A 19,340-nucleotide genomic window follows, 5' to 3' on the forward strand; every position below is an offset into this window, starting at 1 on the left:
TACCTAGCATAGTGTTATTTTTTGGAAATTAAATCAAAGGAGAAATTAGCGATGAAGCGGTGCAAAGTCATCGTCCTGTTATTATCTGTTCTGCTCCTGCTTGCGCCGGATGCCGCTCACGCCGCAAGAAAAGAAGTCGCCTATAAAGCGGAACTGGATTATCCCCCCTATAAATACATACATAACGGATATTTGACCGGATTTGATATTGATCTGACCAATATGATTTTTGAGAGGCAGGACTACCTGGTTCAATACGGCAGCGACATTTGGAACAGGGTGTACCGGCAGCTGATCGGCGGCGATATCGATACGGCTGGGCTGATGGCTGTAACCGAAGAGCGGAAGCGCGAAATTCTTTTTTCCAACCCTGTCATGAAGATTCGCACCTCCATATACGCAAGGGAGAATTTCAAATCCAGAGTAACCCTGGACAATCTGAACGGTTACAAGATCGGCGTCGGGCAGGGACAGTATACCGAGAGCGTCCTATTGAATGAACTGGGGGTGTCCGGCTACAGGGCTTATCCGACGGTTGCGGAGGCTTTGACCGCCCTGAGCAGGGGCGATATCGATCTCTTGTTCGAGAATCAGGAGGTTGTCGATTACCTGATCGTCGAAGAAGGGTTGACGGGCCGGATTATACATAAACTGAACAATCTTTATCCGGTGGTTTTCGCCTACGGAATCAGCAAATCTTCACCGGAGCTTGTGCCCTATATCAATGAACGTCTGAAGCGGCTGAAGCAGAGCGGGGCGTTTGAGGAGCTGTATCGTCAGTATTTTTTCAATCATTCGGAGGATTATGGAAAAAGGATGCGCCTTAGGACGATTGCCGGCCTGGTCATCGGCCTCGCCCTGCTGGCCGCAGCCGCCTTTTTTCTTAGAATGTATATTATCCATTTGCGCCGGATTATTCGCGCCGAACAGCAGTTTTTCGAGGATGTGATCGAGCATACGGGCATTCTGGTCTGGGCGGTGCAGAAGGACAAAACGGTGCTGCGCCTGAACAAGTACGGTGAGCGGGTCACGGGCCTGAGAGAACAGGAGATTGTCGGCCAGAGTCTGGATGATGTGGAGCTCAAAGTAGCGGGGGGAACCAGGCTGAAGGAGCTGCTCTACCGGGCGATTGGCTACGATTTTGCCGGACATGAGGAGTTTCAGATTCCGAGCGGAGCCGCCGAGGGGCGGTACTTCACATTCCGGACGATGCTGATCAAGGGCCTCGGCAGAGGGGCCTCCGACGCTTTTGTATTGATCGGCATTGATATCGACGAGCTGAAACGGAACGAGCGGAAGCTTGAATCGAGCTTTTGGAAGCTGGAGGCGACCCATCTGGAACTGGCGGCGGCCAAAGAGGAATTGCAGGATCAGAACGAGAAGCTGAGCTTCAGCGAGAAGCGGTTCCGCCTGGCGGTGGAAGCCTCCGGCGCTTTACTGTGGGAATACAACTACGAGAAAGAGTGCCACTGGGTGTCGGATCGGTGGTATGAAGTCATGGGCTATCAACCGGGGGAACTGGATTTGTCCGTTGATACGGTAATAGATCTGATCCATCCCGATGACCGGGAGCGCTCAAGAAAGGCGCGCGAGGAGCATTTGGCCGGTCTGGCGCCGGTGTATGAAAGTGAATACCGGATGCGAACGAAGGACGGGCGTTATTACTGGTTCGAGGTCAGAGGCAAGGCCTCTATCGACCAGCGGCGGGAAGTGCCGATGTTTCTCGGCTCCCTGATCGACATCTCCAACCGGAAGCAAATGGAGCTTAAGCTCAGCAGCAGCTACCAGGAGCTTGAAGCGACCTATGAGCAGCTTACAGCAACGCAGCAGGAGCTTGTGGAGCAGTACGCCACTCTGCTGGAGAATCAGAAAAAAATGCACCATCTTGCCTATTATGATTCCTTGAGCCATTTGCCCAACCGTCTGTGTCTGCTGGAGACGATGGAAGAATACTTCCAGATTCCCGGCGGGAGCGCCGCGCTGTTGTTCGTCGATACGGACAATTTTAAATACATTAATGACACGATGGGCCATAAGTTTGGCGATATACTGATCCGGCAGGTTAGCGAAAAACTGCAGTCATCCGTTGTCCGTGAAGGCAGTATGCTCGCCAGACTTGGCGGAGACGAATTTGTCGTCTTTATCAAAGATGTGGAAGAACGCAAGGAAGTCATCGAGCTGGCAGAGAGGCTCCTCAAGGAGTTTGAGAACCCGTTCCAGATCGGCGAGAGCAGCGTCTACATTTCAGTCAGCATTGGGATTTCCTTCTATCCGGCAGACGGTAACACGACAGAGGAGATTCTCAAGAGTGCAGACGTGGCCATGTACCGCGCCAAGGAAGCGGGAAAAGGCGTGTATGCCCTATATGACAAATCGCTGCATACAGAGTTCAAAGAACGCATGACGATCGAGAAGCATTTGCGCAGCGCGCTGGATAATGAGGAGTTCGAGCTGTTCTTCCAGCCGCAGGTTGACCTTCTGACCGGTGATATCTCCGGCTTCGAGGCGCTGATTCGCTGGAACAGCCCGGATCTCGGGTTTGTCTCGCCGCTGTCGTTCATCAGGATCGCCGAGGACTCCCGGCTGATTATTCCCCTGGGCGAATGGGTCCTTCGAAAGGCCTGTCATTTTATGGCGGAAATGTCCCGAAAGCAGTATAACCATTTCAGAATTGCGGTTAATATTTCCGTCATACAGCTGCTGCAGGACAATTTCATTCCTACCGTGCTGGGTATCCTGTCCGAAAGCGGAATCGCGCCGAAATGTCTGGAGCTAGAGATTACGGAGTCGGTCTTCATGGAATCGTTCGAACGAATTGTCGACAAGCTGGAGTATTTGCAATCGCAAGGAATTCGAATCGCGCTGGACGATTTCGGAACAGGCTATTCCTCGCTGAGCTATCTCCAGCAGCTGCCGATCTCTACCCTGAAGATCGACAAGGCCTTTATCGATCCGCTGTCGGACAATTCATACAGCCAGTCGTTTATCAAGACGATGGTATCGCTCGGCCATGAGATGGGGCTGGAAGTCGTGGCGGAAGGCGTGGAGGACCGCAGCCAGCTGGCGTTTCTCAAGATGACGGGATGCGACAAGGTTCAGGGTTATTTGATCAGCAAGCCGCTGCCGGAGAGGAATACGCGGGAGCTTCTTGAGAAATGGTCCCGCAAGGTTTAAGCACAAGGCCATTCATCGGGTGCAGCCAGCAGGCTCCTCAAGCTGTCAACCGATGCCTTACATTGAAAAGGGATGCCCCACAGCTTCCAGCTGAAGGGCATCCCTTTTCGGTCTTCCATCCCGTATCTATAAAACAACAATTTTATTCTTGCCCGTCTTCTTGGCTTCGTAGAGCGCGTCGTCAGCTTTCTGGAATACATGGTTTTTGGAATCGGCGTCCTGAAGATCATGCATGCCGATGCTCACGGTGACCGATTTCCCTTCCATTTCAGGGATGGGCAGATTGGCGATGCCCTCTCTTATCCGCTCTATTATTTCATAGGAAGCCTCCAGCGGTTTGGAGGTAAGAATAATAACAAACTCCTCGCCGCCATAGCGCGCGGCAAAATCGTCCGCGCCGATATGCTTCAGCATTGTCGCCGCCACCTGTCTCAGTGCAATATCCCCGACCCCATGCCCGTAGGTATCGTTTACCTTCTTGAAATTGTCGATGTCGAGGATGGCCAGCTGCATCGGGAACGGATTACTCTGTTGATGATCGATCAGCCAGCCGAAATATTCGTGAAAGGTCTTATGGTTGTACAGATCGGTCAGCGCGTCGATTTTGGACAGGCGGTCCATGATGATATTCTGGATGCGCAAATCCTGCTCCGATTTCTCCGAGTTGGCCAGCGAGCGGATCAAATCCTGACCCCGGCGGATAACTGCAAAGCCCGTCAGCGCAGTTGCCGCGAAAACGATGGAGACTAGAATAATCTCGGACCGCTGGACAGAGCGATGAACCGATGACAGTCCAAGCTGCGTGATCATATACAATAATCCGAAGCCCGTCGAGGCGATCAGATAGGATTTTTTCAGATAGATCATGGAAATGAGCAGCGGGAGCAGCATAATAAGCGGCGATACCAGAATATCCGAAGCGGTAAGGACGGTGACAAATAAGGAGATGACATAGCTCCCTGCCATAATAGAGACTTCGCCCAGCTTCGGCCTCCATTTGTGAATGCATTCCAGAAGGATAACAATTCCCAAAATGATCACATCGGGAAAAAGGACGTGGGAATGAAGCATCCGGCTTGAGGCATGGACCAGCAGCGTAATCCAGAAGGCATTCAGCAGCACACGGTTCCAATTCAATTGGCGAGGAGTATGCGATGGATCAAGCATAAGGTGTTCCTCATTTCCAGTAGCGATGTGTATGTATTCGACAAGAATCCCCTTTTTTCCTCCCTCTTGATGGCAGGGTTATAATGTTCGGATTTTGTACAAAATTAACGAACTTTCACTAAAAAATATTCGTTTCTGCTCAAAAAACACGTATAATATAGTATATCTTCATTGACATATTCGTCTATTTTCGTTAAGATTCTTATGGTTTAAAAATATTTCTTACAGCTGACGTAAAATCATACAGCACGCGTGAACGCGTACTTGCTGTTCGTATATCCCTAAAGATAAGGTTTGGGGGTCTCTACAGGGAACCGTAAATTCCTGGCTACGGATGGGTGCCTTTGGCTTACCCTGAAACTGGCCGGGATTTTTGCCGTGCCGCACTTGCTTGGCATTATAAATTCGTTTTCTGGAGGAACAGATGAGCAAATATGATGTAATCGTCGTTGGTGCCGGACCTGCGGGTATTTTTGCCTGTTATGAGCTGACCCGGAAGGCCCCGCACTGGAAAGTGCTGCTGATCGACAAAGGACATGATATTTATAAGCGGCGATGCCCGATTCTGGAGGAAAAGATTCAGTTCTGTCCGCCGGCTGCGGGACGCAAGGAGTTCGCCGGATGTCTGCCGGCCTGCTCGATTACCGCGGGCTTTGGAGGCGCCGGAGCATACAGCGACGGGAAATTCAATATTACAACTGAATTCGGGGGATGGATGACGGATTATTTGGCGCCCTCGAAGGTGCTGGAGCTGATCCGCTACGTCGATTCCATCAACCTTGAGCATGGAGCGACGGAGATGATTACCGATCCGACGACCGATCCGATCCGGCGCATCGAGCAGCGCGGCTATGCGGCCGGGCTCAAGCTGCTGCGGGCGCAGGTTCGCCATCTGGGGACCGAGCAGAATCTGGAAATCCTGAAGTCGATTTACGAATATTTGAGCACCCGCATTGACATGATGTTCAAGACGGAGGTGCAGGACATCGAGACGGTCAGCGAGAACGGCACTCACCGGGTAACGGGCGTTACGCTGAAGAACGGGGAGACTTACGAGACGAAGCTGGCCATGGTCGCTCCGGGACGTGACGGCTCCGCCTGGCTCACGGATGTGCTGAAAAGACACCGGCTCAAAATGTACAACAATCAGGTGGACGTCGGCGTCCGGGTCGAAACCTCGGATGTCGTTATGCAGGAAATCAACGAGCATCTTTATGAAGGCAAGTTTATTTTTAACACTTCAGTCGGTACCCGGGTTCGCACGTTCTGCAGCAATCCTTCCGGACATGTCGTCGTGGAGAACCACAGCGGAGTCATGGCGGCGAACGGGCACTCGTACAAAGATCCGGCGCTTGGTTCCCCCAACACGAACTTTGCGCTGCTTGTCTCCCATAAATTCACCGAGCCGTTCGACAAGCCCAATGAATATGCGCGGGAAATTTGCAAGCGGGCGAACGATCTGTCGAGCGGAGGAGTGATCGTGCAGAAATACGGCGATATTTTGCGGGGGCGCCGCTCGACCACGACAAGAATCGCCGAAGGCTTCGTTGAGCCGACGCTCAAAGAAGCGGTCCCGGGCGACCTCGGACTGGTGCTCCCCTACAATACGATGAAGAGTCTCATCGAAATGGTGGAAGCATTGGAGAAGGTGACGCCGGGCATTGCCTCCGAGCATACGCTCTTTTACGGCGTGGAGGCCAAGTTCTATTCGGCCCGTCCGAAGCTGACGGAAACGTTCGAGACGGAGATTTCTGGCCTCTACTGCGGCGGGGACGGCGCGGGCATCACGCGCGGACTGGCCCAGGCGGGCGCGGCGGGCGTCTGGATCGCCCGGGGCATGCTGGACCGGGCCTAAACCGGACCATAAGCGCAGCTGCAAGCTTGAAGGAAAGCCAACCGTTTACCTTTTGGGGAGGTGGGGCTTTCCTTTTTTGATAGAAAATGATTTATAAACCTCGCGGCTTTCCCCATGAATCCTGTCGAAACAAGCAGATTATTCATAAAAAATGCATATCATTGGAGAATTTTACCTGTTATAATGTCAACATACATAACATGATGAAGTGGAGTGGAATGCTGTGCAACACAACCGTCAAGTCTTGGCTTTTCATGTCGCTCTTTCGCTGCTGGCCTTACTGTATGTGCTGTGGGTTCAAATGTTCTGGGTTCATAAGCTTGTGCTGGCGCTCGTTGTTCTCTTGTTCGTACCGCTTTCGATTACCGTCTACCGTTCACGTATTCGGGAGCAGGAGCTGCTGAGGCAAGCAAACGAACAGGTTCACAGGCTCGGCAATGAAATGGTGGTGACCTCGGACCGGATGCATGGAGCGCTCGCGGAAATCAGCCGGCATACGGGGGACCTGCAGCAGACGGCCGATTACTCCCATCAATCCGAGCTGGCGCTGAAGGGCCGGAGCTATGAAGCGAGAGCGAATATGGAGTCGGCCTCGGCGACAATGGACGGGGTAGCCGAGGCGGCGGAACGTATTCAGGGACTGACGGACAAGCTGGGGATAAGCATGCAGGAAGCCAACCAGGAAGTGGCGGAAATGCTCGATTCTCTCAAAAGCACCGACGCCGTGATGGAAGAGCTTAAGGGGCAGAGCAGCAAGATGTACGAAGAGTTCGCCTCCTTGAGCAAGCTTATCACGATGGTGGAAGGCATCAACGAAGTGATTGTGGGTGTAGTGGAGGAGACCTCGCTGCTGGCGCTTAACGCTTCCATCGAAGCGGCAAGGGCCGGAGAGCAGGGCAGGGGCTTTGCCGTGGTGGCTGACCGCATCCGCAAGCTGGCGGAGCAGAGCCGCACCTCGGTGGACCGCTCCTCCGCGCTGCTGCTGGATCTTAACAAAGGAGTGGAGCAGGTGCTTGACTCCGTGGATAAAGAGCGGGCTTCCGTGGAGCGCGGCGTAGGCGAGGTAGGAGCCGTGAAGGCGCGTCTCGCTGAAATTGCGGCCACAGTCAAGACGGTGGATACGGCGGTATCCGACACGGTGAAGGCGGCCAGCCGTCAGGACGAGCTGATCGGCGGCGCTTTGCCAGAGCTGCGCAGCGCGGTAGCCTTGCTGAACGAGACGATCGCGAGCGTCGATCTGATGCTGGAGCAGGTGAACCGGCAGCGGACGCAGATCGGGGAGCTGAACGAGGTCAGCGCCAGCCTGCTGGCGGAGTCTCAGGCGCTGCGGCAGTCCGTAAGCCAGATCGCCGGCATGGAGGAGATTGAGGAAAGCCGTTACGCCGAGAAGCTGGAGGTTATGCAATCACTGCTAACGCACATTGCAGCCAAGGAGGAATTGTACAAGCCCGATCCGGATGCTCACAGACAGGTATTGGCTTCCTGTCTTGCGGAGACGCCGGATTTGCAGGCCATCTGGTCGAACCGGACGGACGGCACCTTTATTTTCTCCGAACCGGCGGCGGGCCTGCTTAATGCGAAGCGGCGCGATTGGTGGAGCGGAGCGATGAGCGACGGTGCTTTTGTCTCGAAGCCCTATGTGTCGGCCATAACGAAGCGTTCCTGCGTGACGCTGTCGAGGGCCGTAACGAATGACCGGGGAGAGACAGTTGGCGTGATCGGCATCGATTTGGCGGTATAGGAAGCAGAAAGGGCCTAAAGCCCGAAGAAGTTGAATCATGAGGAATACGGCGGGCGCTTGCGGACTAATTTGCGGGCGCCTTTTTTTCAAATCCGAGAATAGATTTGGGTTGGACAAATCACGGGACATCAGCCTATAATGACCGATATATTTTACTATGGGGGCAAGAACAAGATGCAGTATACGTTCGTCATTCTGCTGCAGCTGCTGGAGCGTGCGGCACTGCTGCTTATGACACTGTTTGTATTAACACGGGTGCCGCGGTTCAAGGAGATTTTTCAAAAAGGGGCTTATGCGCCGCAGGAGCTGTTCATCGCCACCGTCATTTTCAGCCTGTTCGCCATATTCAGCACATACAGCGGAATCAAGGTGGAAGGCTCGCTCGTTAATGTGCGGATCGTGGCGATCATGGCGGGCGGCATTCTGTTCGGCCCTTGGGTAGGACTCATAACCGGCTTGATCTCCGGCATTCACCGGTTTCTGATCGATATTGGGGGCGTCACGTCGGTGCCCTGTTTGATTACTAGCATCACGACAGGCGTTGTCTCGGGGATCATCTACCGTCACACGTCAGCAGAGCGCCGCTGGAAGGCCGGGATTTTGGCGGGAATGGGCTGCGAAGCGCTGACGATGCTGCTGATTCTCGTCATGGCCCATCCGTCGTCGCTCGGCGTCGAAATCGTATCGAAGATTGCCTTTCCGATGATTATGAGCCAGGTCAGTGTTGGACTCATCGTCATGCTCGTCCAGAGCGTGGAAGGAGAGAAGGAGCGGATCGCGGCAAGGCAGTCCAAGCTGGCCCTTGATATCGCCAACAAGACACTTCCCTATTTTCGTACCATCAATCCGCAGTCTCTGCGTAAAATTTGTACGATCATCAAAGAGGATATCGGCGCTGACGCGGTCGCAATTACCGATACCCGGTGTATTCGCGCTTATGTCGGCATCGGAGAAGAGTATTACGAGGAGAAGAACGAGATTATCAGCGACGCAACGAAAATCACGCTGTCCAGCGGGGAAATCACGATCCGCAACAACGATACCGAATTCAACCATCATCATATCAAGTCGCTGATCATCATTCCGCTGAAGGAAAAGGGCGAAGTCACCGGCGCGCTCAAAATTTATTACACCAAAGCCCACAAAATCACCTATTCCCTCCAGGCGATGGCTGTTGGCCTGTCCCAGATTATTTCCACACTGATGGAGGTCTCCCGGGTGGAAGACATCAAGCAGATGGCGAACAAGGCGGAGCTAAAGGCGCTGCAGACCCGGATCAATCCCCATTTTCTGTTCAATGCGCTGAACGCCATCGTCTCCTCCATCCGGATCGACCCCGACAAGGCCAGGGAGCTGATCATCAATCTGTCCGGCTATATGCGGTACAATCTGGAGCTCACCGACGATTTTATCGATATCCGCAAAGAACTTCAGCAGGTCCGGCATTACGTCGAAATCGAGAAAGCGCGCTTTGGAAGACGCCTTACGGTTCTCTACGATATCGATGACGAGACGGAAGTCCGCATCCCGAGCCTCATCATCCAGCCCTTGGTGGAAAATGCGATTGTGCACGGTATACTGAAAGGGCGTGGCGTAGGAACGGTGACGATTTCAGTCAAGGACCGGGGAGACAGCGTGCGGATCGGCATCCGCGACACCGGGGTTGGCATCAGCGAGGAAACGATCCGTAAGGTGTACGAAGGCAGCATGCCGGAGAACAAGATCGGGCTATTTAACGTGCATCAGCGGGTGAAGTTGATTTACGGCGAGGGACTGACGATTACCAGGCTGGATAAAGGGACGGATATAACTTTCGATGTGAAAAAGGAGAACCGATGAGAGCGATAATCGTAGAGGATGAAGAGCTGGCCAGGCAGGAGCTGGCCTACCTGATTCGGGCGAACAGCGGCATAGAGATTGCGGCCGAGTTCGACGACGGGCTGGACGCGCTAAAATATTTGCAGGCCAACCAGGTGGATGTGCTGTTTCTCGACATCAATATCCCTTCCGTAGACGGTGTGTTTCTGGCCCAGAATATCAGCAAATTTTCCGTGAAGCCCCATATTGTGTTCATCACCGCGTATAAGGAGCATGCCGCCGAAGCGTTCGAGATTGAGGCCTTCGATTACATTCTGAAGCCGTATAACGAGACGCGGATCAAGGGGATGCTGGGCAAGCTCGAGGCTACTTTAGCGCACCGGCCCAGCGGGGAAGAGGAGCGCAATCCGGTCAGCAACAAGATCAATCTGTGGAAAAATGAAAAAATCATCGTCGTCGACGCCGACGACATTTACTACGCCTCGGCCCAGGAGAAGACGACGAGCGTCTTTACGCGAAACGAAGAGTACTCCATGGGGGTCAGCATCACCGAGTTTCACGGACGTTTGCCGCAGGACCGCTTTTTCCGCTGCCACCGTTCTTTCATCGTCAACCTGTCCAAAATCAAAGAAATCATCCCATGGTTTAACAATACCTACCTGCTTCGGCTGCGTGATCTGGACTTTGAAGTGCCGGTCAGCCGCAGCAAGGTCAAAGAATTCAGGCAGATTATGCGCCTGTAGTGGCCGTTCATTCCTTCTTTCCGTCATTTCGTTCCGTATTTCATCCGCATTTTTGCAATCAAGCTACAATAAAGATGCAAGAGGCGCTCATGAAGGCGGCCATAACCGAAGGAAAGAAGGAAAGAACCATGTCGGTAGGGACTAAAGCAAACAACCGTTTTCTAATCGTACTGGGAACCATTATTATGCAGATGGGCCTTGGAACCATTTATACCTGGAGCTTGTTCAACCAGCCGCTCGTAACAAAATATGGCTGGGAGCTCGGCTCCGTATCTACAACCTTTTCGATCACAAGCTTTGCGCTGGCATTCGCGACACTTTTTGCGGGTAAGCTTCAGGATAAAATCGGGCTTCGCCGCCTGACCGCCGTGGCGGGTGTTATGCTGGGCCTCGGGCTGATGTATAGCTCGCATGCAACCACGCTGCCGATGCTGTATCTGCTGGCAGGGGTCGTTGCCGGATACGCCGACGGAACGGCTTATATTACCTCGCTGTCGAATCTGATCAAATGGTTCCCGAACCGCAAAGGGCTGATCTCGGGAGTATCGGTTGGAGCGTACGGAACAGGCAGCTTGATCTTTAAGTATGTGAACGCCCATCTGATCGGGTCGGTTGGAGTCTCCCGCACGTTCCTGTATTGGGGCATGATCGTCATGGCTATGGTCATCATCGGTTCGCTGCTTGTCAGAGAGGCCTCCGTGGCGCCGGCCGGAACGGATAAAGCATCATCGCCGCTCGCCCCGCTGGAGAAAAAGGATTACACCGTGGGCGAAATGCTGCGCACGAAGCAAGCCTACCTGCTGTTCACCATCTTCTTCACCGCCTGCATGAGCGGCCTCTATCTGATCGGCATTGTAAAAGACATCGGCGTGAAGCTGGCTGGACTTGACGTGCAGACCGCGGCCAATGCGGTGGCGATGATCGCCATCTTCAATACGGCCGGACGTCTGATTCTCGGCGCGCTGTCCGACAAAATGAGCCGTTTGAAGCTGATCGGCTTCACGATGGCCATCACGGCCGTAGCCGCGCTGACGCTCAGCTTCGCGCAGCTGAACTTCGGACTGTTCTTCGCTTCTGTAGCGGCGATCGCCTTCTGCTTCGGCGGCAACATCACCGTCTTCCCGGCCATCGTCAGTGACTTCTTCGGGTTGAAGAATCATAACAAGAACTACGGCATTGTCTACCAAGGGTTTGGCATCGGCGCATTGTCCGGTTCGATCATCGCCGCCTTCCTGGGCGGATTCAAACCGACCTTTATCACGATCGGGGCGCTGTGCCTGATTTCCTGCCTGATCGCCGTGATGCTGAAACCGCCGGTTCAGGTCCGCAAGGAACGGAAACGGAATCCGGAAATGCCCGGCCGCACCGCATACGAACAGATTTCTTAAGGAAGCAGCCGCCACCTCAGGCTTCGGCCTGCAAGGCGTGACTTCATATAGCTTCAAGCAAGGATTTAAGCAAGAGTTTCGAGTGATGTCGGAAACTGCAAGACCGCCCAACCGCAAATGGTTTATTCCTCCTAAATAAATTATAAAAAAGGGCGGCAAAACGTAAAAGACGGTTCCCCGGGTCAGCATAGGCCTGATGGGAGCCGTCTTTTAACAATAGGAGAAAATAAAAGTTCTTCGCTAGAAACGGTTGCCCTCCACCGCGAGGACGGAGCAGCCGTTTCTTTTTATACGAACATACTTTCGATATAAGGGATATAGTGGTAAGATAGTAGGGTCAGGAAAGGAGAGGGAACAATATATGCCATACTGTCAAACCGGGAAAGCGGAGTTATATTATGAAGATTGGGGCGAAGGCAGACCTATAGTGATGATCCATGGGTTCAGTCCCGACCATCGGCTGATGAGCGGCTGTATGGAACCTGTATTCAGGGAGAGAAAAGGCTGGAGACGGCTGTACATCGATCTGCCGGGAATGGGGAAGTCACGCCATTATCAGGATATCCGAAGTTCGGACGAGATGCTGGAAGCGGTGCTGTCTTTTCTGGATATCATGCTTCCGGGTGAGACCTATTGTCTCGCGGGGGGATCTTATGGCGGTTATATCGTCAGGGGAATCATTGCAGAGCGTCCGGAGCAAGTGGATGGCGCAGCTTTGATTTGCCCGATGATTATACCGGAAAAAGAGGACAGGAAGCTTCCCGCACATTCCGCTGTTTATACGGACGTCAATTTTGTGGAGAAGCTTACAAAGGAACAGCGAGACGATTTCAGTTCAATCGGAGTCGTCCTTGACGAATATACATGGAATCGCTACAACGAAGAGATATTATCCGGCATCCGGTTGGCCGACGAAGATTTTCTGGCTGCCATCAAAGCCCGGTACGGCTTCTCCTTCCCGGTAGATCAGGAGGAATTTCATAAACCTGGACTCTTGGTTACGGGAAGGCAGGATGCCGTGACGGGCTACATCGATGCTTTTTCCATCTTGAATAAATATACCCGGACTTCGTTTGCGGTGCTGGACCGGGCGGGTCATAACCTGCAAATCGAGCAGCCGGAGCTGTTCAACGCCTTAGTTCAGGAGTGGCTGAACAGGGTGGAAGAGGACGGGAATAAGTAAACCGGCAAAGAGCATTGAGGGAATGCAGGGCATGCAGGCGCTGGCGCCTTACCTGGACCTTTCTTACAGCGGTAATGATCGAACAAGTGGATATGGAAGAATGGCGCGCTATGGAGGGCTAATTGACAGACAACGATCCCGACGCATGTATGAACTGGAAAATAATCCCTTTATTTAGGGTAAAAGGGACGTTATACGGACATAAACGGGAAAAGCTCCGGCTTATTGGCCGGGATTTCTTATATTTCTGCAAAAATGCCTGATTAAGAGGGAGGTATTCCCTTTCAGGATAGGTAGAAGCCCTCCAGTTGGAAAATAAGAGGGAGGAATTCCGTTCCAGCTCACGATTAGCGTGTTCGAGTGGTTGGCCACTGTTATGCTACGCCAAACACCGCGCGCCAGGAGCTTCGCGCTATGCGGACTTTCACCCATTCGTCCGGCGGTGGGTGAATCCTGGACCACTGCGTTGCGTTTTGAGGAGCGGGGAGCGAGCGGGACTGTGCCAATAGGGTTCGAATTAGACGGGGACGACTCAAAAATGACCTCAAACTCCACAGGCATGTGGAAGATGAGGTCATTTAGGGTTATAACATTTCATTTAAAGTGGAGACCCAGCATCCCGAAATAACTTTTGGGATAGCTTTAAAGGAGGGTTAAGGCTTCCTGTTGGCCTTCTTCAGCCCTCCAGCAGCAGCGCTTCCGGGTCTTCCAGCAGCTCCTTGACCTTGACGAGGAAGCTAACCGCCTCGGCGCCGTCGACGATCCGGTGGTCGTAGGACAGGGCGATGTACATCATCGGCCGGTTGACCGTCGTTTCTTCGTCGATGGCGATCGGGCGGAGCTGGATCTTGTGCATGCCCAGAATGCCGACCTGCGGCGCGTTCAGGATCGGCGTCGACAGCAGGGAACCGAAGACGCCGCCGTTGGTAATCGTGAAGGTGCCGCCCTGAAGATCGGAGAGGGCGAGCGTGTTGGCCCGGGCTTTGGCGGCAAGCTCAGCGATCTGCCGCTCGATCTGCGGGAAGCTAAGCCGATCGGCTTCCCGGACCACCGGCACGACCAATCCTTCCTTGGCGGACACGGCGATGCCGATATCATAAAATTTCTTGATGACAAGGTCCTCGCCGTCAATCTCGGCATTGAGCAGCGGGTACGCCTTGAGCGCGCCGACCACCGCTTTGGTGAAGAAGGACATGAAGCCGAGGCCGATGTCATGCTTCTCCTTGAAGTTATCCTTGCGCCGCTTGCGGATATCGAGGATCGCGGTCATGTCCACCTCGTTGAAGGTGGTCAGCATGGCCGCCGTGCGCTGCGCCTCCACCAGGCGGCTGGCAATCGTCAGCCGTCTGCGCGACATGCGCTTGCGCTCCGTCTCTTTGACCGTCCGCCGCCTTGGTCCCAGGCGGCGTGCTGCCGGCCGGCGCGCCCTGGGCGGGCGCGGCCGGGGCCGGCTTCGGCGCAGCGGGCGCCGCTGCTGCGCCGAAGGTCTCCACATCGGCCTGGCCAATCCGGCCGATGGGATCGCGCGCGCCGACCTCGCCGAGGTCGATGCCGCGCTCGCGCGCGAGCTTGCGCGCACCCGGCGAAGCCAGGTACGCGCCGCTGTCGGCGGCCGGTCCCTCCGGGGCGGCCGCCAGGGTCCCTGCACTGGCGGATGGCGCCGCCGGCTGCTGCGCCGCAGGCGCTTCCGGCGCGGCAGGCACGACCGGCGCCTCCGGTGAGGCAGGCTTGCCCTTGTCCGCTGCCGAAGCCTTGCCGCCCCCGCCGCCGATCCGGCCGATCACTTCGCCGACGGCGACGTTCTCTCCGGCTCCCCGCAGAATCGCGGAAATGACGCCGCTCTCCTCGGCGCTGATTTCCAAATTGACTTTATCCGTTTCCAGCTCGGCCAGTACGTCTCCCTGGCCAACGGAATCTCCTTCTTTTACATGCCACTTAAAAATCGTGCCTTCGGTAATGGATTCGCCCAAATCGGGCACTTTAATTTCGGACACAGGCCGCTACCTCCCCAAAGTGTGGATTTCTGCTATCGTGACACCGTCCCCGAAGGAGACGGCACAGCCGCTTTTGCTTGCGAGTTCAAATTCAGGGCCTCCGTGACGATTCTGCGCTGCTCGAAGCTGTGGACATCCGCGTATCCGCTCGCCGGACTGGAGCGTTCCGGACGGCCGATATACCGGATGCCGGCCTGGGCCGGCGCAATGGCGCGCAGCCGGGGCTCCGCGTAGCTCCAGGCGCCCATATTCTTCGGCTCTTCCTGCACCCAGACGATTTCCTGAAGGGAGCCGAAGGAGGCCAGATGGGCGGCAAGCTCGCGCTCGGGGAACGGATACAGCTGTTCCAGACGCAGGACATGCAGCCAGGACCAGTCTCTGCCCTGGGCCGCTTCCAGCTCGGCCTCCAGATCGATGGCGATTTTGCCGCTGCAGACCACGAGCCGTTTGACTTCGCCCGGCTTTTGTCCAAGCAGCGGTTCGGGGAACACGGCTTCGAACCGCCCGGACGCCAGCTCCATGCCGGAGGAAGCGCTGCGCGGATTGCGGATCAGGCTCTTCGGCGTCATAATGACGAGCGGTCTGGCGTCCGCCTTGCCGCACATCGAAGCCTGACGGCGGAGCAAGTGGAAGTATTGCGCCGCAGTGGTCAGGTTGGCAACCGTCCAGTTCTCCTCGGCCGACAGCTGCAAATAGCGCTCGATTCTGCCGCTGGAATGCTCCGGCCCCTGGCCCTCATAGCCGTGGGGCAGCAGAATGGTCAAATTGCTGCGCTGCGTCCATTTGGCCCGTCCGGCGGAGATGAACTGGTCGATAATGACCTGCGCGGCATTGGCGAAGTCGCCGTACTGCGCTTCCCACAGCACGAAGGTTTCCGGCGCGAACACATTGTAGCCGTACTCGTAGCCAAGCACCGAAGCCTCCGACAGCGGGCTGTTATAGACCCCGAAGGAAGCGCGGGCGTCCTCAAGCTGGTGAAGCGGGGCGAAGAGCGCTCCGCTGTCGCTGTCGTGAAGCACAAGATGCCGCTGGGAGAAGGTGCCGCGCTGCGCATCCTGGCCGCTCAGCCGGATCGGCGTCCCGTCCTGCAGAATCGTGGCAAAAGCAAGCGTTTCGGCCAGCGCCCAGTCCACCTTCTCCCCATCGTTTAGCAGGTCCTTGCGCCGCTGCAGGATGCGCTGCAGCTTCGGGTACACCTTGAACTGGTCCGGAACGGACAGAAGCTGGCGGTTAATGCTCTGCAGCCGGGTCAGCGGCACAGCGGTTGAGGCAGTCCGGCTTTCCGCGGTCTGAACGGGGACCGACGTCTTGACTTCACCGTTCTTCTGCTTGCCTTCCTTTATCCGCTCGTAGGCCTGCTGGAGCACATGCTCGGTACCGCGGCTCATCGCCGCCACATCTTCAGAAGTTACGAGCTTCTCGCGTTCCAGCCGCTGCGCATAAATCCGGTAAACGGTAGGGTGGTTCTTCACCTTGCCGTATACGATCGGCTGGGTCATTTCCGGGTCATCCATTTCATTATGGCCGTGTCTGCGGTAGCCGACAAGATCGATGAGAAAATCTTTTTTGAACAGACTGCGGTAAGCGCTGGCCAGACGGACGGCGGCGATGCAGGCTTCCGGGTCGTCGGCGTTGACGTGAACGATCGGAATTTCATAACCTTTGGCGAGATCGCTCGCGTAGTGCGTGGAGCGGGAATCTTCGCTCTCCGTTGTAAAACCGATGCGGTTGTTGACGATGACATGAATCGTTCCGCCATTCTGGTACCCCTTAAGCCTGCCGATATTCAGCGTCTCCGCCACAATGCCTTCGCCAGGGAAGGCGGCGTCTCCGTGCATCAGGACGGCCATGGCCTTGTTCGTGTCCAGCACAGGCAGCCCCGGTGTGCTCCGGTCTTCCTGGGCAGCGCGGGTAAAGCCTTCCACCACCGGGTTAACGAACTCAAGATGGCTCGGATTGTTGGCGAGCGTCAGGCGGGCGCGCACGGTCTCGCCTTCGTGCACCGCGCGGTCGGCGCCCAGATGGTATTTGACATCGCCGGTCCAGCCGTAGTTGATGCCCATGGAGCCTTCGGACGGGAACAGCTCCTTGTTCGGAGAGTGGTGGAACTCAGAGAAAATGATTTCGTAAGGTTTGCCCAAAATATGGGCAAGCACATTCAAACGCCCCCGGTGGGCCATGCCCATCAGAATATGCTCCGCACCGTCATGCGCGGCGGCCCGGACGATCTCGTCCAGCATTGGAACCAGCACGTCGGTGCCTTCCAGGCTGAAACGCTTCTGGCCGACGAACGTCTTGTGCAGGAAGGTTTCGAAATGCTCAACCTCGATCAGCCGGTTCAGCAGAGCTTTGCGCTCGGACGGCGTCAGCGGGGCGGGAGAGGTGGCCGATTCGGCCTGGTTGTTCAGCCAGCGGAGCTCGGCTTCGTCGTGGACATGGCCGAATTCATAGGCGATCGTCTTTGTATAGGTTTGGCGCATCCGGTGATAAGCATCCCAGCCTGTCTGCACATCCGGCGGAGCGTTCTCCCAGATGAGCGAGGCCGGCAGGGCGAGCAAATCCTCGCGCGTAAGTTCGTAAGTCTCGGGGTTCAGCCATTTGGCCATGGAATCCTGAACGTGTTCCAGCGGGTCGATATCGGCCGCCAGATGGCCAAAGATGCGAATGTTCGCGATCAGCTTGGATGCTCTCACCGCTTTCCGGAGCCAGTCAGTGTCGCCGGACAGCGAAGGTCCGGGAGCTTTGGCGGCCTCGGATGTCAGCGGAGGAGGGCCGTAGATAGTGAAAAGTTCGCGGTAGCGGGCTTCGACGGAAGACGGATCTTCAGTGAACTGCTCGTATTTTTCCTGGATGTAGCCCAGATTGGGACCATAATACTTGCTCCAAACGGATTCGCTATAGGACTCATTGGCTGACATAACAAACATCCTCCTAACGGATACACTCCAGACGGGCGCCGAAGGGCGGTCTGTACAGGAGCTGCAATGATTACGTTTACATTCTATTATAAAAATAACCGATTATAAAGGTATGGCTTCCATCCTATTGTGCTACTTTCAATATAGGTAATCAATTCAACCTTTCGTCCAATCCGTTCGAAAAAAGGCATGAGTAATCACGGCGGTCTTCCCTTGGCCGACCAGCACCTTATAGACCGCATCGGGAGAGGTGATAAACGCTAATTATCGGGCCTATATGACTAGATAAATAATTTTTTACGTTAAAAAATATGATTAGGGGACTTGAAAAAGGGGTACTTGTAATTTATAGTCCTTATATACTACAGACTACTAAGAAGATACATAATTGAAAGCGATTGCTATATAGGGATTATCATTTCAGCCTGATTTGATCTTCCCTTCCGCGCAAATTATATGGTTTCCACCATTCGACACACTTTCGGCCAAGTCTTTTGTATAATAACCTTTGCAACCTAGTCAACAATGATGATCGTAACCAGATCCTTAAACAAGGGTCCAGTAAAAGGTAAACCTGCTGAAAAGCTGGGGCACAAAGTCTCGGGTCTAAGGTGATCTTTAGAAGCTACGACGGCCGGACTGCCTGGGGACAAAAATCTTAGGAGGAGATTTTTTGGATAAGTCCAACCAGGGGAAAATCGAAGAACTGCAGACGGTAGAGCTTGATATGGAATGGGTATATTTGCTTCTGAAGGCGAAGAAGCAAGGGATTCATGCGGATGAAATTCGTCGGTTCTTCAATGACAGGACGCTGAAGGCTATGTAGTGGAGAGGGGTCTGACAAGATAATCAAATTCATAATGACAGAGGCCATGGCGGCGCGGCGCCATGGCCTCTTTATGTCGGTATAAGAATCTGCAAGCTGCATGTCCGCACCTTCTTAGATTGCCCGCGGACAACGCATTATTGATCCTTTTGTTCAAGCCGCCATTTCTGGTAATCCAGAAACTCCTTGAACTCGCGTTTGCTTACACCTGAGGCCATGGCCTCCTGAACCAGCTTGAACCATTCGGAATCGAGCGGTTCCTCCTGCGAATCGGAAAGTTCTCCGTAGAGAAGAACGTGAACGGGTACGTCCAGAGCTTCGGCAATTTTCTCGATGAATTGGATAGAGGGGTTGGATTGGATGTTGCGTTCAACATTGCTTAAGTAGGATTTGGCCACATCGGCCTTGCCCGCCAGCTCGGATAAGGATAATCCCTTCTCCAGGCGGAGCTGCTGAATGTGCTGCCCTATGTTATCTGGCACGACTAGTTACGCCCCCCTCCTTGCTTTTTTGTACTAGTATAGCAAACGTCC

Annotated in this window: 11 protein-coding genes, 1 pseudogene and 2 riboswitches; of the genes and pseudogenes, 8 read left to right on the forward strand and 4 right to left on the reverse strand. The window is 54.6% G+C overall.

Going from position 1 to position 19,340, the window contains the following annotated elements; genetic code table 11:
• Window positions 1–51 precede the first annotated feature (51 nt).
• Entirely contained in the window at window positions 52–3,174 is a 3,123-nt protein-coding gene (locus tag PSAB_RS24380; RefSeq protein WP_025332829.1) for an EAL domain-containing protein, read from the forward strand.
• 126 nt (window positions 3,175–3,300) lie between these two features.
• Here the strand turns inward: PSAB_RS24380 and PSAB_RS01545 are convergent, their stop codons facing one another.
• Entirely contained in the window at window positions 3,301–4,341 is a 1,041-nt protein-coding gene (locus PSAB_RS01545; RefSeq protein ID WP_025332830.1) for a GGDEF domain-containing protein, read from the reverse strand.
• Window positions 4,342–4,592: 251 nt separating this feature from the next.
• A riboswitch (purine riboswitch) is annotated at window positions 4,593–4,692 on the forward strand.
• Between the two features lie 73 nt (window positions 4,693–4,765).
• Here PSAB_RS01545 and PSAB_RS01550 point away from each other — a divergent pair.
• From PSAB_RS01550 to PSAB_RS01575, 6 genes are all read left to right on the forward strand, one after another.
• Window positions 4,766–6,196, forward strand: coding sequence for an NAD(P)/FAD-dependent oxidoreductase (locus PSAB_RS01550; protein ID WP_025332831.1), 1,431 nt, complete (start codon window positions 4,766–4,768; stop codon window positions 6,194–6,196).
• 223 nt (window positions 6,197–6,419) lie between these two features.
• The gene (locus tag PSAB_RS01555) at window positions 6,420–7,937 is read left to right on the forward strand and encodes a methyl-accepting chemotaxis protein (protein ID WP_025332832.1); all 1,518 of its coding nucleotides are present in this window, start codon (window positions 6,420–6,422) and stop codon (window positions 7,935–7,937) included.
• A gap of 174 nt (window positions 7,938–8,111) precedes the next feature.
• Window positions 8,112–9,776, forward strand: a complete 1,665-nt coding sequence (locus tag PSAB_RS01560) for a sensor histidine kinase (protein WP_025332833.1) — start codon at window positions 8,112–8,114, stop codon at window positions 9,774–9,776.
• On the forward strand, window positions 9,773–10,498 hold the full coding sequence (locus PSAB_RS01565; protein ID WP_025332834.1) for a LytR/AlgR family response regulator transcription factor: 726 nt from the start codon (window positions 9,773–9,775) through the stop codon (window positions 10,496–10,498). Before PSAB_RS01560 ends, PSAB_RS01565 begins: the two co-directional genes overlap by 4 nt.
• Before the next feature lie 89 nt (window positions 10,499–10,587).
• Window positions 10,588–11,886 (forward strand): L-lactate MFS transporter, encoded by a 1,299-nt coding sequence (locus PSAB_RS01570; protein ID WP_025332835.1) that lies wholly within the window; start codon window positions 10,588–10,590, stop codon window positions 11,884–11,886.
• Between the two features lie 361 nt (window positions 11,887–12,247).
• Window positions 12,248–13,069 carry an alpha/beta fold hydrolase gene (locus PSAB_RS01575; RefSeq protein WP_025332836.1) on the forward strand — a complete coding sequence of 274 codons (822 nt, stop codon included), beginning with the start codon at window positions 12,248–12,250 and terminating at the stop codon, window positions 13,067–13,069.
• Between the two features lie 676 nt (window positions 13,070–13,745).
• On the opposite strand, the pseudogene odhB reads toward PSAB_RS01575, so the two are convergent.
• A pseudogene (odhB, locus tag PSAB_RS01580) lies at window positions 13,746–15,063 on the reverse strand (2-oxoglutarate dehydrogenase complex dihydrolipoyllysine-residue succinyltransferase).
• 32 nt (window positions 15,064–15,095) lie between these two features.
• Window positions 15,096–17,981 carry a 2-oxoglutarate dehydrogenase E1 component gene (locus tag PSAB_RS01585; protein ID WP_025332837.1) on the reverse strand — a complete coding sequence of 962 codons (2,886 nt, stop codon included), beginning with the start codon at window positions 17,979–17,981 and terminating at the stop codon, window positions 15,096–15,098.
• A gap of 557 nt (window positions 17,982–18,538) precedes the next feature.
• Window positions 18,539–18,628, forward strand: a riboswitch (cyclic di-GMP riboswitch).
• Window positions 18,629–18,654: 26 nt separating this feature from the next.
• Between PSAB_RS01585 and PSAB_RS24880 the strand changes: the two genes are divergently transcribed.
• Window positions 18,655–18,807, forward strand: coding sequence for an anti-repressor SinI family protein (locus PSAB_RS24880; protein ID WP_084266401.1), 153 nt, complete (start codon window positions 18,655–18,657; stop codon window positions 18,805–18,807).
• 137 nt (window positions 18,808–18,944) lie between these two features.
• Here PSAB_RS24880 and PSAB_RS01590 read toward each other — a convergent pair whose 3' ends face one another.
• Window positions 18,945–19,289 carry a helix-turn-helix domain-containing protein gene (locus PSAB_RS01590; RefSeq protein WP_025332838.1) on the reverse strand — a complete coding sequence of 115 codons (345 nt, stop codon included), beginning with the start codon at window positions 19,287–19,289 and terminating at the stop codon, window positions 18,945–18,947.
• Window positions 19,290–19,340 lie beyond the last annotated feature (51 nt).

The sequence above is a fragment of the Paenibacillus sabinae T27 genome (genome assembly GCF_000612505.1).
Classification (GTDB): Bacteria; Bacillota; Bacilli; order Paenibacillales; family Paenibacillaceae; genus Paenibacillus_AQ; species Paenibacillus_AQ sabinae.

What these genes read in the sequence shown, in the direction of transcription:
- PSAB_RS01570 (WP_025332835.1), top strand. Translation starts at nt 10,588, where the DNA reads ATGAAGGCGGCCATAACCGAAGGAAAGAAGGAAAGAACCATGTCGGTA.
- PSAB_RS01585 (WP_025332837.1), bottom strand. Translation starts at nt 17,981, where the DNA reads ATGTCAGCCAATGAGTCCTATAGCGAATCCGTTTGGAGCAAGTATTAT.
- PSAB_RS01550 (WP_025332831.1), top strand. Translation starts at nt 4,766, where the DNA reads ATGAGCAAATATGATGTAATCGTCGTTGGTGCCGGACCTGCGGGTATT.
- PSAB_RS01560 (WP_025332833.1), top strand. Translation starts at nt 8,112, where the DNA reads ATGCAGTATACGTTCGTCATTCTGCTGCAGCTGCTGGAGCGTGCGGCA.
- PSAB_RS01545 (WP_025332830.1), bottom strand. Translation starts at nt 4,341, where the DNA reads ATGCTTGATCCATCGCATACTCCTCGCCAATTGAATTGGAACCGTGTG.
- PSAB_RS24380 (WP_025332829.1), top strand. Translation starts at nt 52, where the DNA reads ATGAAGCGGTGCAAAGTCATCGTCCTGTTATTATCTGTTCTGCTCCTG.
- PSAB_RS01565 (WP_025332834.1), top strand. Translation starts at nt 9,773, where the DNA reads ATGAGAGCGATAATCGTAGAGGATGAAGAGCTGGCCAGGCAGGAGCTG.
- PSAB_RS01575 (WP_025332836.1), top strand. Translation starts at nt 12,248, where the DNA reads ATGCCATACTGTCAAACCGGGAAAGCGGAGTTATATTATGAAGATTGG.